Here is a 16,312-nt window from a genome sequence, read left to right on the forward strand (position 1 = left end):
CTAAAACAACTGATTTTCAATTGACTATACAATTTCAACTACACGATAGCAAGAGGAAAGAATCCGTTAATATATACCTTACCCAACAGCTTTCCAAGGTTCAGCCGTGGCCCGTGAAAGATAAAAAGCAACAATCAGCGTCATTAAAGCTGAAACTGTAAATGCAGGCCCGGCCCCGAACCGGAACCATAACCAACCGGTAAGTGTGCTGGCCAACATTGTGCAGATGCTTTGGAATCCTGTATAAGTTCCAATGGCGGTTGCTGTATCGTTCTTTTCAGTGATATTGCTTATCCAAGCCTTAGATATACCTTCAGTCGCGGCCGCATACAGGCCATACATAAAGAATAGGAGGCCATACCAGTACCAAACCCCGGTTACCGTCATGCCGCTATACACCACCACAAAAAGTAGTAGTCCGGTAATAAATACTTTCTTCAGGCCTATCCTGTCTGCCAGTATACCAAGCGGAAAAGCTGCAATAGCGTACACTATATTGTAAAAAATATACATCCCTATTGTGGCCGTGTCACTTAGTCCGGCCTGCTTTATCCTCAACAGAAGGAATACATCAGAACTGTTGAACAAAGTAAACATCAATAATCCGCCAACCAGCTTTCGGTAACTGGCGGGGCTGGTTTTCCAGTATTGTAAAAAAGAGAAAAATGAAACTGTAGCCTCATTCTCTTTTGGCTTTGCTTTGCTGTCTTTTAAAAAAATGACAAGCCTATAGCCAATACTCCGGGAATAAATGCCAGCAGGAACAAAGGGCTATAACTGGTAGGATAAACATATAAATACAATAATGCCAGCGAAGGGCCGGCCACAGCTCCTATTGTGTCCATCGAACGATGAAAGCCAAATACACGCCCCTTTGTATCTGGCGTGGCTTCATCAGACAACAGGGCATCTCGTGCACCGGTTCTTATTCCTTTTCCCAGGCGGTCAACAGTGCGGGCAAGAAAGATCCATACCGGAAAAATAGTTACGGCCATCAAGGGTTTTGACAAAGCGCTTAACGTATAGCCCAGGCGGATGAATGGGGCACGTCTTCCGCTACTGTCAGACACCTTTCCAAAATAACCCTTGCTCAATCCTGCGGTAGCCTCGGCAATCCCCTCTAATATGCCAATTAATAATACAGAAAAGCCTATACTCTTCAGATAAATGGGCATAATAGGATAAAGCATCTCACTGGCAACATCCGTCAGCAAACTTATAAAAGAGAGAATCCAGACAGTCCGCGTTAAAAATTTCATGTAGGTCTATTATCCGGGATATATAAATAACACTTCCATTGGGTAGATGCCGGTTGCACAGCTGTTAATTCAATGTACCCTTCAGGCTATCGGCCCAGGTAATAAGCCTTTGCTTTTCGACCTGTGAAAGAACGGCATTGCGATGAATTACTGTATAAATGCTCATTGGCATTTCTCCCTCCTTCACCTCTTTGGAAAGATCGCTTAACTTATGCCGTTTTTGGGAAAGGCTATAGTTGTTAAATTCGTCGAAATTAATTTCCTCCTTACCTTCATTAACGTCATGTGCAAGCAGCCAGGCCACCGGCTGGATGTTATTGTACCAGGGATAATAGGTATTGTTTGAATGGCAATCGTAACAGCTCCGCTTTAGCACAGCCTGAACATCCTTAGGCACGGTATAGTGTTTATCTATGCCATTGGCATAGGGCCCGGAAGAAATATTTTTCTTTGGGTGGATGAATTGGATTGCGACCAGTATCACCAATAGCGCAAGGAGTATTTTTTTATTGCTTTCATAATGTATGCCTAAATTTTCACACCAAATAAATAACCGACTATTGCAGATAGTCCCATCGCCAGTGTTCCCCATATCGTGATGCGTAAAATTGCTTTACCAATGTTTGAACCTCCGGTTCTTGCTGCTATGGCACCCAATATGATTAGGAAAATAATCGTGAACCCATACAGGTAATATTCCATTTGTTTGACCGGAGAAAGCAGGATCACCAGCAGTGGCAGCACACCGCCTGCTGTAAAAGACGCCCCGGACGCTAATGCAGCTTGTATTGGTTTGGCCTGGCTGATCTCATTAATTCCAAGTTCATCACGGATGTGCGTGCCTAGTGCGTCTGCTTCCGTCAATTCCTTTGCCACCTGCATGGCAGTTTCTTTTTCAGTCCCCGTTTCTCATAAATCTGCGCCAGTATCCTGAGCTCATCTTCCGGCATCTCCCGGAGTTCCATCTCCTCGCGTTTTATGTCCGCCTTTTCTGTGTCCGTCTGCGAACTAACGGAAACGTATTCGCCTGCGGCCATGGACAACGCACCTGCAACCAGGCCGGCAACTGTAGCCAAAACAATAGGCTCTCTGGTACTACTTGCTGCCGCAACGCCGATCGCAAGACTCGAGATGGAGATGATCCCGTCGTTGGCACCTAAAACTGCAGCCCGCAGCCAGTTACTCCTATGGATATAATGGGATTCCAGGTAATTATCTATCGTTAACATAAATGATGATTAAAGTGTTACGAATTAACGGAAACTATATCGCATTTTTCATGACCAATATTTGTACAATAAATGACAGTTAACAGCTTGCGGAGTAATTTACCCAGATAGTTATCAACGTGATTGAAAGAAAAGCAACAAAATCAAATACCTTTTATGAGCAATATCATTTTTTACAACGTTGGCAGTCATACTTTTAACGATGGGTGGTTGCTTTCTTTGTAAAAAACTCTCATCATGAAAAAGCTAAAACACCTACTCACCGTTGCGGCAATTATAGTGTTTGCGGCGGGTGCATTTGCTCAAAAAGCAAAAGATTCAACCAAGTATAATTTTATCACCATTGATGGCAAAGGCGGTATACATAACCACGCCGGTACAAAACTTGGTTACATCACCAAAGACAACATTGTTAATGACAACCAGGGCCACAAATTGTATTTTATCGACCGCGACGGCAACGTTATAGATGCCAAAGGCAACAAGCTCGGCAAGGCTGCAAAAAACGGCAATTATTACAACAATAATGGCGAAGAAATATTGCAGTTAAAGAACGTTGACGAAGCAAAATGTGAGATACTTGACCCCAAAGGTCATAGCTGGGGCTATGCTCACCGAAACTATAAGCTTCACGCTTGCGCTGCACATTGTTTTTTCCTGGAAAAGAAAAAGTTGGAAGAAGCGAAAAGAGATTCGTTGGCTAAGAAAGGTAAAAGCTAATTAAATCCCATTTCAAGGTGAAAAGAGTTTATCCACGACATCCATAGCCCCGTTACCGCCCTAAACTGAACCTATACGCCTTGAACCACCACTGCAAGAATCATCCCCAACGTGTCAGCTATGATATGCCTTTTTATCCCTTTTATCCTTTCTTTGCATCAAAACCTTTGCTTTCACACTTACAATGTAACCCGCCCTTAGTTCGGACTGGTGTTTGTAGACTTATTGATTCAAAAATATAATTATCATTGTTGTTGTAACCGTTGAGATATTGGAAACCTGATCGAGTTTCCAATATCTCAACGGTTTAGCAGCTTGTACAGGTCAGGAGTTATGTGTCACAGTGCTTCATGCGGCCTACGGTAATTGTAATCTTCCATCCATTTATCGGTTAAAACTGTACCCGATGAATATCTTTAAATAGGTAAGCATTCCAAGATGTTTCCCCTAAAGTTTCTGTTAAAGCGTTCGATATGGCCGTTCTGCATTAGCTTGCCTGGCTGGGTAAATTGAACTGTAAAATCTTTACTCTCGCACCAATCCTTGAACCCTTTGCTGTTGAATTCGGGCCCTTTATCTACCCTGATACATTTTGGTTTGCCTTGCTCACGAATAGTTTGCTCCAAGATTTGTGTTACTCTTATCGTTTACTGCTGTTCCCTCAATGGTGCTTCCGCATGAAGGTGATGTGTTTTTTGGATCAGAACGTGCGCTTCGGTCCTGTTATGCCCCGGGGGCGCTAAAAGTAAACTTGTTTTGGATAAACCCGACCACAAAGTTTGATTTTGAAACGCGATTGTACAGCCGCCGCGCCTCCTTTGCGAAATCATGCGGTTGATATCGCCAACACAAATCCAGGGGTCATGCAATGTGACTCCCCATTTGGCATGGTCATGTGTTTCGGGCCAGGCCCAGTGTGCGCCCATGAAACCTAAATTGATATACTTGATATCAAAAGTTTTATGAATACCATCGCTATCAGCGATAGGAGGAATAGGACCGCGGATCCAGGTTTCAATGTCTAAATCATCGTTTAGGATAGGCCCTACCAATTCGTTCCAAAAATCTTTATTCCATTCACGGTTCTTGGCTATAACTTTGAATGACATACCGCCAATAGACTTTAAATCAATGGAGTCGCCCAGAGCAATCGGGTGGCTCGCCAAAGGCTGTGTCAGCGAATGCAACTCGGCAGTTGCGGGCAGATTAGCGGTATTATGAAGATAGATTTGCGGCTCCTGGTGGTTCAGCATCTGTTTGGCAATAAGATTAGCGGTATCCAAATCCAATGAAATGCACAAATAGGTTTGCCCGTATTTGGGAGTAGGATCTTTGATGGCACCAGGGTCTGCAAATTTCGGCCATGAGTGAAGTAACCAAAATGCAGTTTTAGATTCGGTATCAAATGCCAATACTCCCTTAGTATGCCCTTTGGTGCCATCATCATGTTTATTGGCACTTTCGGGCATCTCGTCATTATAAAGAACCCATCCGGTACTCGGAGCCGGTGATTTAATGTTTTTGAACACGGAGTCCATAGTCAGGTTGAGTGCTCCTTTATCGCCATTCAAAACATTGGGAGACTTGGTAATCGTCCTTTTTCGGGCGTCGGTATTGGCATCGATAGTTGAGTCGTAATAAACATATTCGTACCCTGTAGCTTTGTCATTACCCACACCTCCGTCAAGTTGAGGAACTTTGTAGATAAACCACCAGTCGACTGGTGCGCCGTTCTCATCAAGCGCAGAAATTTTCATAACTTTTTTGGTTAGGTTGAAAAATTAATTGATTAATTGTTTGCAGGCGTTGACGAGGTTTGCAATAAAGATAAAGTAATATCGTGCATAAATGACCACGTAATTTCACGGAATTTTCAGAAGAGTTTCCCGTATTTTTACGCATAAAACAATTAATCGATCAATAGAAATTTAAGCCAATCAGGTATAAAAAAACTCGCTATCTGGTTAAGAAAGCGAGCTCTAAGCATCCATATAATATGATACAGATAACCTGTGGAAGAGAGATTAAACCTAGCTATTTTCCCGATCAATCATCATCGTCTTCATCTTTGCCGGCCAGTTTAGCAGGATAAACTTTTTTGCCTTTGGCTGCAAACCATAGTATCCTGTTCATCACATCGTCATTACCACCGTCAATATGGTCATATTCGGGCCTCGATGATAACTGTGCAAAATGCAAAGCCGAGCCTTTTAGCGCAGAAAAAGGCTGGTTGATTTTATTAATCGGCACCCTGTTTTTTAAACTGGTATAAGTGTATAGTGATGGTTTACCGGTAAAACATTCAAACATAGGTAATGCAGTAGCATCGATGATATTCATTGGTGGTAAACCCAATATTTGCTCAATAGAACGTACTACACAGGTTTGATTATAGTTTTTACTCACCTTGTGCTGCAACCTGCTATAAGGACTGATCACAAACCCTGTAGTACGATAAGCGGACACATGGTCCCACCCAGCCTGTGAATCATCTTCGGTGACAAATATTACCGTATTTTTCCAGAAACGGCTTTTTGAAATCGCCTCAACAATCCGGCCAAGCGCCAGGTCGTTATCAGCTACCATAGCATCAGGTGTCGGGTAGCCTGGCCGGGTGCCTACCGTATGATCGGCCGATAGGGCCATGATCATCAGTTGCGGTAACTGGTCGCCGGGCTTTTGCTCATATTCATGTAGCTCTTTAATAAAAGCGGTGGCCCTTAACTGTTCATTGATCTTATGCTCGTCGGATCCCGGGAAATTTTGTGACAGCATTGGCCTCACCCGAGAAATAGTGCTGGTATTTTTAAAAGCGAATGGTTTACCTGCTGTGTAATTGTTATAAATATCGCTCCAGCTTAACTTATCATCAAAATGTACAGCGCAGGCTTCACCGTAAATTCTGACCGTTTTGCCGTGATCGGCGGCATTATTCCAGATAAAACCGTTCCCGTCATAAACCAAAGCATCCTCCTGCACATGCGGATAACTCCTAAACCAGGAGCGTACGCTTTTTTCAACATAATCGGTAACCATCGCTGCGTCAGTCCACTGGTGCCCTTCGGCAGAGCATTTTCCAGAGGCATAATAATTATCAAGCAATAAAAAGTTGCGCGCCAAATTATGTTGATTGGGGGTAACACTATCACCATAAATACAAAGCGATTTATTGCCGTCACCTTCAGGCATATCGCCCAAAACCTGGTCGTAGGTTCGGTTTTCTTTGATAATATAAAGTACATGATTAAAAACCGAAGGCTCGCCAATACGCTCAGGTATGGGTTTAGGCGCAATGTTTTTACGGGGCAGCAGCTGCGCTATCTGCTGGCGGAAACTGAGATTTAGGTTTTGGACTTTTTGAGTATACTTTTTAAGCAAAGCATCATCGGGAATGGCTATCATTGATACCGTAGCCTTTGAATGATGCGAGTTGTAAGCTGTAACGTCTGATCCCAAGGGTAAATCACCTTTTAAATTGCTTTTACCTATCTCATCGGCACTTACCCTCGAGCCTTCTCCTTCCAGGTTGGTTACAAATAAATTATTGCCGTCAACAGCCAGGCCGCCGGGGTATGCTTCGGTTGGAATAAAGCCTTTCACTTCGTTATTGCCGGTTCCTTTAAGAGATGTTTTACTACCCAATTTAACAACGGCAACAGCATTATCTAAACCATTTGCTACATAAAGTATTGTGCCATCGTTATTTATAGCTAACGCATTGGGCGTATCACCTATATAACTTTTTTTACCGGGATTTAATTTAACATCAATCGCTGCTACATTTTGTAATGAACTTGTCGAGATTACCGATACCATGTCACTATTGCCATTCGCCACATAAACAAAAGCTTCATCAGCGCTATTGATAATGGCATTAGGATGCAGCCCCACAGGAATTTCTTTGATCACATCTCCCTTAGCCAAATCCATAACCATTACTGTACCCTGCACTGTTGCCCCGGTTTTGGGATCGACATAAGCCTTACCATAGGGTACGCCCGCTGTTTCACGCTTCAATGTATCAATAGCTTGCGGGCCGGCCCAATTGGTTAAAAATATCTTATTCTTTGCAATCGTCAGTCCATAGGGTGCAACACCGGTTGATCTTATCCAAACGGTTTTATTATCAGTTAAATTGATCTTTGCCAGTTGGTTATTTCCGTTTAAAACTACATATAAATAATTTATGCCATTTTCTTTATTGATGGCTAAATCGTTAGGTAATGCCAATGGCGATTCACCTTCAGCTTTAAAATTGAAAGTGTTTTGTATGCTGATGTTGCCATCTTTCCAGATGGCCTGGAAAACGTATGATTTTGAATCCTTACCCTTGCCTGCCGCGGCGCTCCAATATATTTGAGTTTGATTGTCAATATTCACAACTTTTAAGCCGGAGTAAGTGCTTGTAAGTTCGCGGTAGCGGGTATCTTGTTTATAGGTCCAGCGGGTGGTTACTTTCTTAGCTACAGTATCGATTATAGTAAGCCCATACCGGTCTTCGACAGCGATAAACCTGGTGCCGGGGATCAGCCTTACATCCATGCTATGATTTTCATCAGCAGCGTCACCAAATGAGATCACTGTTCCTGCCGGATCAATAATACGGTTGTAAGGCATTAAAACCGGTAGTATATGGCGGTTTAGTGTGCTGTCATCATAAGCGCTATGCATATTAACCTGTTCATTATCGGAGGTTTGTTTGTTGCCAGAAACGGTATGGCAGGCATAAAGGGAAAAAGAAATTGCTAATATGGATAGATGCAATAAGAATTTTGGATACTTCATAGTACTGAACTAAGTGGCTAAATTAAGGCAGATAGGTTTACTAAAGGTAAATATTTGATAAAGAATATAATTGTTACATAGTTCACGAAAATGCGTTGGTAATTATCTTCTTTTATATAATTGTTATGATATTTACCGGGTAACACATCAATGTACGAGTGATCAGGATAATCAGCTATCAGGAAGGTGAAAGCAACCATAATGTCATCATCAAAGGCGCAACCATAACCGACCTTAGTGAAAGTGTTATTGCCGCTCATGCAGCCGTCAGCATTTATTTTGATAAACAAAGCTACAGGCAAATACTGGCCAAACATTTGGAAACTAACCATGGGGCTTTTACTAACCAATCGGGCACAGTAGCTTTTCCTGAGGTAGTTGTCACCAGCCACGAAGGGCAGCTGGCACTTTCCTGCGGATGCCATGCAACAGGTAATAAGCTTTGCGAACACCAGGCCCAGGTACTCTCTGCTATAACACAGCGTGATGAGTTTAGGGTGTTTTTTGATGATGAACTACGGCATACAAAACTAAAAAAAGCAGCGGTCGATTACGGGCTTGAAGAAGAGCCTGATCTCGACAGGTTTTTCGAGGTAAGATCACTGTCGAAAAATTTCGAGATAGTTCCCCGCTCCGCCGCGTTAACAGCCATTACCAAAGAGAGCCTTGCCAATTTGCAAAGCATTATAGTTAATGACATTTCTGAACCGGTTGGGCAGCCCGGCGAGGACACTGATAAAACAACCTGTATCGTACTAAAGCAGCATAAATACTATAAATATTTATTTGTTGAACTATACACCGCACAAAGCACCAAAGATGGAAAAATCAAGAACCCCCTTGTGCCTATAGCTCCTTTAGACCTGATCTGGGAAACGAATGACGCACAACAGCTCAAATTTTTTACCGGGGTACACAAGTTTCAAAATCATATTAACACACAAAGAACTGCTGCGGGTATCGCAGCACTAAAAGCCATTGTTAAAAACCCATTGGCCTACAGTTTTTACGCGCATGACAACACTGTTTCGGATAAAGTAACAGCTGGCTCGATAAACCCTGTATTGGTTAAAAATTTAAAAAGTGACCTGGAGCTAAAAGTAAATACCTGGGATGAGTTTTATGAAATAAGCGGTATTTTTAATATAGATGGTTTGCTGTATGATATTAAAGATCTTGATATCAGGTATACCTATTTTATCGGCATAGGCAATGTGCTTTATCTTATTGAAAGCCTGCAGGTATTGAATATCATTGATTTGCTGAAAAAGAAACAGGGTAGCCTGCAGGTGCATAAGAGTAAGTTTGCAGAATTAAAATCACACTTGCTTAATAAGCTGGAAAGCAAACTCCGCATTGATTACACTTACATTAAGCCTGCAACACACGAACAGATAATAAAAGAGGGCTTTGATCAACCTGCCGAAAAGATCATTTATTTGTCGGATTTTGGCGCTCATGTAATGATCATCCCCGTGCTGCGTTATGGCGAGGCCGAGATTCCTATCCGCACGCAAAAGCAGATCTACGGAACCGACGAAAAAGGCAACCAATTTTTAGTTAAACGGCGCGATGATGAGGAAATAGCCTTTACAGCTCTGCTTGTAAAACAACATCCTTATTTTAATGAACAACTGGATAACGGCCTCGACTACTTCTACCTGCATAAAAGGCACTTTTTAGATGAAGAATGGTTTTTAAATGTATTTGACGAATGGCATAACCACAATATCGAAATACTTGGCTTTAACGAACTGGAAGGCAACAAGCTGAACCCTCATAAAGTAAAGATAACCATCAACGTAGTGAGCGGGATTAACTGGTTCAATACAGTTATCGATATAAAATTTGGCAAAAGAAGAGCTTCGTTAAAACAGGTTCACCAGGCTGTAAAAAATAAAAGCAAGTATGTACGCCTTGATGATGGAACCCGGGGAATTTTACCCACCGAATGGATAGAGAAATTCACCGATTATTTTAATTCGGGGGAGATTGCTGATGATGATACACTGCACACCTCAAAAAGTAATTATACAGCTATACAGCAATATTACGACGAGGAAATGCTTGACGAGGATGTGCGAAACGAACTTGCGATATACAACAAAAAACTTACCGGTACAGAAACCATTGATGAAGTACCGGTTCCTCCCGGATTAAACGGAACGCTTCGCGCTTATCAGCACCAGGGATTAAACTGGTTAAACTTTTTGGATAATTTTAATTTAGGTGGTTGCCTTGCCGATGATATGGGTCTGGGCAAAAGTCTCCAGGTGATTGCCTTTATCCTTTTACAGCGCAGCAAAACCGAAAACAATACCAACCTTGTTGTAGTGCCAACCTCGCTCCTGTTTAACTGGCAGCAGGAGGTACAAAAATTTGCGCCTTCTATAAGCATCCATACCATTTACGGTGCTGAACGGCTTAAGCATACTAAACACCTGCACCAGTATGAGATAGTGCTTACCTCCTACGGCACGTTACTGTCAGACATTAATTTTTTAAAGGATTTCAATTTCAACTATATTTTTCTCGATGAATCGCAGAATATAAAAAATCCCGAATCGCAGCGTTACAAGGCTGTAAGGCTCCTGAAATCGCGCAATAAAATTACGATAACGGGCACTCCGATAGAAAATAATACGTTCGATTTGTATGGCCAGCTATCATTTGCCTGCCCCGGTCTATTGGGGAGCAAGCAATATTTTAAGGATATTTATGCTGTTCCTATCGATAAATTCAAAGGCAGCAAACGCGCGGCCGAACTACAGGAAAAAGTAAGGCCTTTTATACTTCGGCGTACTAAACAGCAGGTTGCAACAGAACTGCCCGAAAAAACCGAAATGGTGCTGTATTGCGAAATGAAGCAGGAGCAGCGTCATATTTACGACTCATACGAAAAAGAATTTAGAGAGTACATTTCGGCCACAACAAATGAGGAGCTAAAAAAAGCCCGATGAACGTATTAAAAGGGTTAAACAAATTGAGACAGATCTGCGATTCGCCGATGCTCATAAAAGGCGAAAAAATGCCCGGTGATGCATCGGCCAAATTGGAAACGCTGATTGAGGAAATAGAAAGCAAAAAGCATCAGCATAAGATCCTCATATTTTCGCAGTTTGTTTCCATGCTTGATCTTATCCGCACGGAATTGATACCCCGTGAGATTCGCTTCTCATACCTCACCGGTCAAACCCGCAAACGGGAGCAAGTAGTTAATGAGTTTCAAAACGATCCCGGCATCAGGGTGTTCCTGATTAGCCTAAAAGCTGGTGGTACCGGTCTTAATTTAACAGAAGCAGATTATGTTTACCTCGTCGACCCGTGGTGGAACCCGGCTGTCGAAAACCAGGCCATAGATCGTTGTCACCGCATAGGCCAGGATAAAAAAATTGTGGCGGTAAGGCTTATTTGCCCCGGCACTATCGAAGAGAAGATCATGGTGATGCAGCAATCAAAAAGGATATCGCCAAAACCCTGATCAAGCCCGACAGCGCTGTTGCAGGTTCATTGTCAAAAGATGACCTACTTGATTTATTGAATTAGTTACAAAGCTTAATAATAATTAAGCTGCTTAGGCCTTCCCATGCTATAAGTTATTATTAGCTTTTAGATTTCCGTAATAATGGAAGCACTAAAAAAGTAACAACAGCATGAGCAATCAACGATAGGCCAAAAGTAAACAGCACGATATACGATCTCCTCATCCAGGTATTAAAATAATCAAGGAAGGTTGACTGGTTTGTACCACTATACAGGGCAGCTAAAGCAAACACAGATAAGCCGGTAAGCCAAAGCGTTAGATGCGAGTAAAAGTAGCGTGAGGGAATAATGCCGGCATTTGAAAACGAAGTAAATAACAAAATAACGTGGGCAATAAAAAGAATAATTGCCACTGAGATTAAGATATAAAGCATGATAAAGATTTTTACTATGAAGATAAAACTTTAGCCGTCACAACCAAAAGTTTTACGTTGCATTTTGATCTTCAACAATAAACAAATGTCAAATACTATTCAACCGGATCAGGAGGCGCCGGTTTAGATGGATCATATACAGCCACAGCTACCCGTGAATCGGCACAGCCATAGTAAAGGAACCACTTCTTTTTAAAATAAACCATCCCTTCAATAAACACTGTTCCGTTAATATACTGACCACTTTTCTCGAAAGGTTCCATTGGTCTTAAGAAAGGAAAATCAAGGCGTGTTTTGAATTTAGAAGGATCTTTTGCATCAAACAAGGCCTGTCCTGCACAGTATGAATTGGCGTTAAACCGGGTGTCTCTGCCTTCGGCGGGTTTGTTTTTGCCGTTGTAAAATAGGATTACACCGTTTTTGGTCATCAAAGCAGGCGGGCCGCACTCAGTTAAGTCACTGTCGAAATAACCATCACGCGGCGACATCAGCTCTTTCAACTCTCCTTTATTATCAACCACCGGAGCCCAGTCCACCAGGTTTGTTGATGTTGCCGCGTATACATGATGCTCGCCCCAATACAACCAATATTTTCCATTTGTTTTAATAATCACTTGTTTACCGTTGATCACCCGGGTTAATATGGACGCCGATTTACTGGCGATATTGAAAAATTTGCCCTGATAAGCTGTTTCAAATATCGGCCCGTGTTTTTTCCAATGGATGAGGTCTTTTGATGTGGCCACACCTAATCTTGGCAAATCGCGGTTCCATTCGGTGTAAAAAACAACATAGGTGCCGCCGGGCGTAACGGCTACGCGGGGGTCTTCACAGCCTCCGGGCCATTCGTACTTTTTAGCAATATCATTATCGGGATACAGCACCGGGGTTTTCCTTCTGCTAAACTGAATACCATCAGCACTTTCGGCATACCCAACCCGTGAAGTACGGAAGCCAATACCGATACCGTACAAGTCCTCAGCCCGGTATAGTACTACTATTTTATTATTTTTTATGGTCGCGGCAGGGTTAAAAGTATCATTGGCTTCCCATTGAACCTGCTTTCTACTCATCGGATCAAGGAACCGGGAAACCGTATCTGGTGAGATGATAGGATTGATATTTGCCGGCCGGACAAAGCCGCCAAAGGCCCAGGAAGGCAGGGTATTAACCCGCGACTGCCCATAGCATAACTGGGCAAGTAATAATGAAAATATAATACTTCCCTTCCGTAAAAAGTTTATCATAATAAATGGCTTATGTGTTTGTTTTTAATTGGCCCATACCTTGATATCAATTATTTCCCCGCGATAATATCGCACAAAAACCCCTTAAAACAAATCAGATACCGGTTATATTCGTTCCAAAAATAGTAAATTTATAACCTGTTATAAACCAATTACCCATTCTGCAACGGGGTATAATTTTAGGCTGATGAGAAAACTTTTTTTACTCGCATTTTTATTCTTTGTACTTAACGCAAAATCGCAAACGCCTACACCCCGGCAACAATTCCCGGGATTGTTTGAGGCGGTTCAAACTTCAACTATTTTCCCGGATAACAAAACTTTTGTCGACGCTGTGCCCAAACAGGATCCAGCGCTGATCATGAAGGCTTATAACGAACAGAAAGATCAGCCAGGGTTTAACCTGCAGGCATTTGTATTGGCCAATTTTAACGTACCTGTATCGCACAACAATTTTCAAACAGATATATCTTCCGGTATCCGCAAACATATTGATACTTTGTGGCAGGTGTTACAACGCCGTCCGGATGAAGCAAAACCTTTTTCTTCAACCCTGGCGCTGCCTAACCCTTACATTGTACCAGGCGGCAGGTTCAGAGAAATTTACTATTGGGATTCGTATTTTACGATGTTGGGTCTACAGGAAAGCCATCAGGTTAAAGTGATCCGCAACATGGTCGAAAACTTTGCCTACCTCATTGATAAATACGGCTTTATCCCCAACGGCAACCGAAGTTATTATCTTACCCGTTCGCAACCGCCATTTTTTGCTATGATGGTAAATCTGTTGGCAAAAATTGAGGGAGAGAAAGTATTGGTACATTTCAGTCCGCAATTGATCAAAGAATATGAATATTGGATGCATGGATGGGAGGCCGTACAAGCCAACCAGGCTACACACCGGGTTGTACGAATGCCGGATGGGCAGATATTGAACCGTTATTGGGACGAAAGTGATGAACCCCGCGAAGAATCATATATAAAAGATGTAGATGCCGCCAAAGAAAGCAAACAACCGACAGCACAATTTTACCGCAACGTGCGGGCAGCGGCGGCTTCGGGTTGGGATTTTAGCACGCGCTGGTTTGATTCGTCGGGCAAGTTGCCAACTATACAAACCACCGACATTATACCGATTGATTTGAATTGCTTATTATATAACCTGGAAATGACTATTGCACGCAGTCTGAACCAGCTCTCAAATGCAAAGCTGGCCAAAATGTATAGGTATCGGGCAAATAGTCGAAAAAATGCGATCCTGAAATATTGCTGGAACCAGAAAACAGGCTGGTTTGATGATTATAACTGGAGGCTGAATCAACTATCAAGTGTGGAAACACTTGCAGGGGAGTTCCCGCTCGAATTTAAAATTGCCAGTGATGAGCAAGCCCGCCTTGTGGCCGATGGGCTCAAAAATAATTTCCTGAAACCCGGCGGACTGGTTACTACACTCAACTTTTCCGGCCAGCAGTGGGATGCACCCAATGGCTGGGCCCCACTGCAATACATAGCTATTGACGGGCTCGAAAAATACAATTACAATACGCTGGCCAAAGAAATTGCCACCCGCTGGCTTAAACTTAACATCCGGGTGTTTAAACAGACCGGTAAATTACTTGAAAAGTATAATGTGGTTGATACCCAATTAACTGCCGGCGGTGGTGAATACCCCCTACAAGATGGTTTCGGCTGGACGAGATGGGGTACTGCTGCATTTAGTTAACAGGTATCATATCGATACCCAGCAGTTAGAAAAGGCACCTGCAGAAGTTCAGAACTAACTACCTGGTAAAGCAAGTTTCAGAATCCAGACTTACGAAGTTTTTGAAACTTCGTAAGTCTTCCAATCGCCAGTTCGTTCTCTCTGTCAAACGCAGGAGATTTTAAAGGGGCATAATGTATAAAGTTATAAAGCAGTTACTTTATTGTATAAGTAGCCCTATTCATCCCTACGCCGGTAATTTTTAATGATTTCCAGTTAGCAGGCAACTTGCTTTTAACTTGTACTATGCCGGTTAGTGTAATATCCAAACCGCCAAAACCCATCAATAAACTTTGAATAATGCCACCTGCACCTGTAGCAAAATACGGATTGGTCCCGCCTTTTGTTTCGGCAATTACCCGGAACGGCGGGTTGAGATTAGGTTCATAAGCATCCTTAAAAAAGTGAAATGCCTTTTCGCCATTACCCAACCGCGAGTATAATAAAGCAAAAACGGCCTGGGTCATGGCAGGTGTACCTTCGTTAGGTACACGGGTTTCGTAGTATTCAAGATCTTTTTTTATTTGTGCCGGATCGGTTATTGTTTTAAGCGGGTAAGCCAACAGGTTAACATCAGCCTGTTTAATTCCTTCACCTTTGTAAGAAGCGTGTTCGCTGGTAACGCCATTATCCAGCTTCAGGATCGGGATGTTTTGAGCAACATTTACCCAATCGGCATCAGCCTTTTCACCCAGGATTTTGGCAGCAGCGGTAGCATTTAGCAAGTTAGCTTTCGCTGCGGCATTGGTGAAAGCATTGTTGTCAATGTTTTCGGCCCATTCATCTGCAGCAACTACGTTTTTAATATCGTAATGACCGGGCCCATTGCGTTCAACTCTGCTTGCCCAAAAATCGGCAGTGGCTGAAAGTATCGGCCAGCCTTTTTCTTTCAACCATTGTTTGTCCTGGGTTACACAATAGTAATTCCACGCGGCCAGCGCTACATCCGCAGTAATGTGGTGCTCAAACGGACCGCTCAATGCCCAAACCGGTGTTTCCTCTACCCCGCTGTCAGCGCTTTCCCAGGGGAACATCGCTCCTTTATAACCATGCGAAAAAGCATTTTTACGCGCGGCATCCAATCGTTCAAACCGGTATTCAACCATTGATTTGGCAATGTCGGGGTGTAAAACCAGCATAGCCGGATACATCCAAACATCACAATCCCAAAAAACGTGGCCATTGTAACCCAACCCTGAAAGTCCCATAGGCGAAGGTGAGTATGCTGTACCAGCCCTCGAGAATGAATATAAATGATATAACATGCTGTGAATATCCTGCTGTGACTGGTCATCACCCTCAATTTGGATATCACTTGTCCACAGCTCATCCCAAGCTTTGTTATGAAATTTAATTAGCCTGTCCCGACCTTCCAGTTTGGCAAAAATGGTAA

At 42.7% G+C, this 16,312-nt stretch carries 13 protein-coding genes and 1 pseudogene; 4 read left to right on the forward strand and 10 right to left on the reverse strand.

Annotated elements, in window-relative coordinates; translation table 11 throughout:
- Positions 1-78 precede the first annotated feature (78 nt).
- The 4 genes and pseudogenes from ACRQ5D_RS26410 to ACRQ5D_RS26425 form a co-directional block, all read right to left on the reverse strand.
- Positions 79-597, reverse strand: a complete 519-nt coding sequence (locus ACRQ5D_RS26410; protein WP_432327133.1) for an MFS transporter — start codon at positions 595-597, stop codon at positions 79-81.
- Positions 598-710: 113 nt separating this feature from the next.
- Positions 711-1,259 carry an MFS transporter gene (locus ACRQ5D_RS26415; protein WP_432327135.1) on the reverse strand — a complete coding sequence of 183 codons (549 nt, stop codon included), beginning with the start codon at positions 1,257-1,259 and terminating at the stop codon, positions 711-713.
- Positions 1,260-1,323: 64 nt separating this feature from the next.
- A complete protein-coding gene (locus tag ACRQ5D_RS26420) occupies positions 1,324-1,743 on the reverse strand; it encodes a heme-binding domain-containing protein (RefSeq protein ID WP_431200876.1) in 420 nt (139 codons plus the stop codon).
- A gap of 44 nt (positions 1,744-1,787) precedes the next feature.
- Positions 1,788-2,488 (reverse strand): annotated as a pseudogene (locus tag ACRQ5D_RS26425) (VIT1/CCC1 transporter family protein).
- Between the two features lie 237 nt (positions 2,489-2,725).
- On the opposite strand from ACRQ5D_RS26425, the gene ACRQ5D_RS26430 reads away from it, so the two are divergent.
- Positions 2,726-3,208 (forward strand): 5-fold beta-flower protein, encoded by a 483-nt coding sequence (locus ACRQ5D_RS26430; protein WP_091162883.1) that lies wholly within the window; start codon positions 2,726-2,728, stop codon positions 3,206-3,208.
- Positions 3,209-3,624: 416 nt separating this feature from the next.
- On the opposite strand, the gene ACRQ5D_RS26435 is transcribed toward ACRQ5D_RS26430, so the two are convergent.
- From ACRQ5D_RS26435 to ACRQ5D_RS26445, 3 genes are all read right to left on the reverse strand, one after another.
- The gene (locus ACRQ5D_RS26435; RefSeq protein WP_176844356.1) at positions 3,625-3,834 is read right to left on the reverse strand and encodes an integrase core domain-containing protein; all 210 of its coding nucleotides are present in this window, start codon (positions 3,832-3,834) and stop codon (positions 3,625-3,627) included.
- A gap of 21 nt (positions 3,835-3,855) precedes the next feature.
- Positions 3,856-4,965 carry a deoxyribonuclease II family protein gene (locus tag ACRQ5D_RS26440; RefSeq protein WP_091162881.1) on the reverse strand — a complete coding sequence of 370 codons (1,110 nt, stop codon included), beginning with the start codon at positions 4,963-4,965 and terminating at the stop codon, positions 3,856-3,858.
- Between the two features lie 289 nt (positions 4,966-5,254).
- On the reverse strand, positions 5,255-7,993 hold the full coding sequence (locus tag ACRQ5D_RS26445; protein ID WP_091162880.1) for a bifunctional YncE family protein/alkaline phosphatase family protein: 2,739 nt from the start codon (positions 7,991-7,993) through the stop codon (positions 5,255-5,257).
- 158 nt (positions 7,994-8,151) lie between these two features.
- Here ACRQ5D_RS26445 and ACRQ5D_RS26450 point away from each other — a divergent pair, with 158 nt between their 5' ends.
- Both ACRQ5D_RS26450 and ACRQ5D_RS26455 read left to right on the forward strand, forming a co-directional pair.
- Positions 8,152-10,953, forward strand: coding sequence for a DEAD/DEAH box helicase (locus ACRQ5D_RS26450; protein ID WP_431198378.1), 2,802 nt, complete (start codon positions 8,152-8,154; stop codon positions 10,951-10,953).
- Positions 10,950-11,474, forward strand: a complete 525-nt coding sequence (locus ACRQ5D_RS26455; protein ID WP_432327138.1) for a DEAD/DEAH box helicase — start codon at positions 10,950-10,952, stop codon at positions 11,472-11,474. Before ACRQ5D_RS26450 ends, ACRQ5D_RS26455 begins: the two co-directional genes overlap by 4 nt.
- A gap of 121 nt (positions 11,475-11,595) precedes the next feature.
- On the opposite strand, the gene ACRQ5D_RS26460 is transcribed toward ACRQ5D_RS26455, so the two are convergent.
- Both ACRQ5D_RS26460 and ACRQ5D_RS26465 read right to left on the reverse strand, forming a co-directional pair.
- Entirely contained in the window at positions 11,596-11,910 is a 315-nt protein-coding gene (locus ACRQ5D_RS26460) for a hypothetical protein (protein ID WP_091162878.1), read from the reverse strand.
- 95 nt (positions 11,911-12,005) lie between these two features.
- Positions 12,006-13,157: a glycoside hydrolase family 130 protein gene (locus tag ACRQ5D_RS26465; protein ID WP_091162877.1), complete on the reverse strand. Its 1,152-nt coding sequence runs from the start codon at positions 13,155-13,157 to the stop codon at positions 12,006-12,008.
- 187 nt (positions 13,158-13,344) lie between these two features.
- Here ACRQ5D_RS26465 and treA point away from each other — a divergent pair, with 187 nt between their 5' ends.
- The gene (gene treA, locus ACRQ5D_RS26470; protein ID WP_432327141.1) at positions 13,345-14,880 is read left to right on the forward strand and encodes an alpha,alpha-trehalase TreA; all 1,536 of its coding nucleotides are present in this window, start codon (positions 13,345-13,347) and stop codon (positions 14,878-14,880) included.
- A 194-nt stretch (positions 14,881-15,074) separates the two neighbouring features.
- Here treA and ACRQ5D_RS26475 read toward each other — a convergent pair whose 3' ends face one another.
- Positions 15,075-16,184 carry a hypothetical protein gene (locus tag ACRQ5D_RS26475; protein ID WP_431198380.1) on the reverse strand — a complete coding sequence of 370 codons (1,110 nt, stop codon included), beginning with the start codon at positions 16,182-16,184 and terminating at the stop codon, positions 15,075-15,077.
- Between the last annotated feature and the right edge of the window lie 128 nt (positions 16,185-16,312).

It is taken from the genome of Mucilaginibacter sp. P25, assembly GCF_050859465.1.
Classification (GTDB): domain Bacteria; phylum Bacteroidota; class Bacteroidia; order Sphingobacteriales; family Sphingobacteriaceae; genus Mucilaginibacter; species Mucilaginibacter gossypii.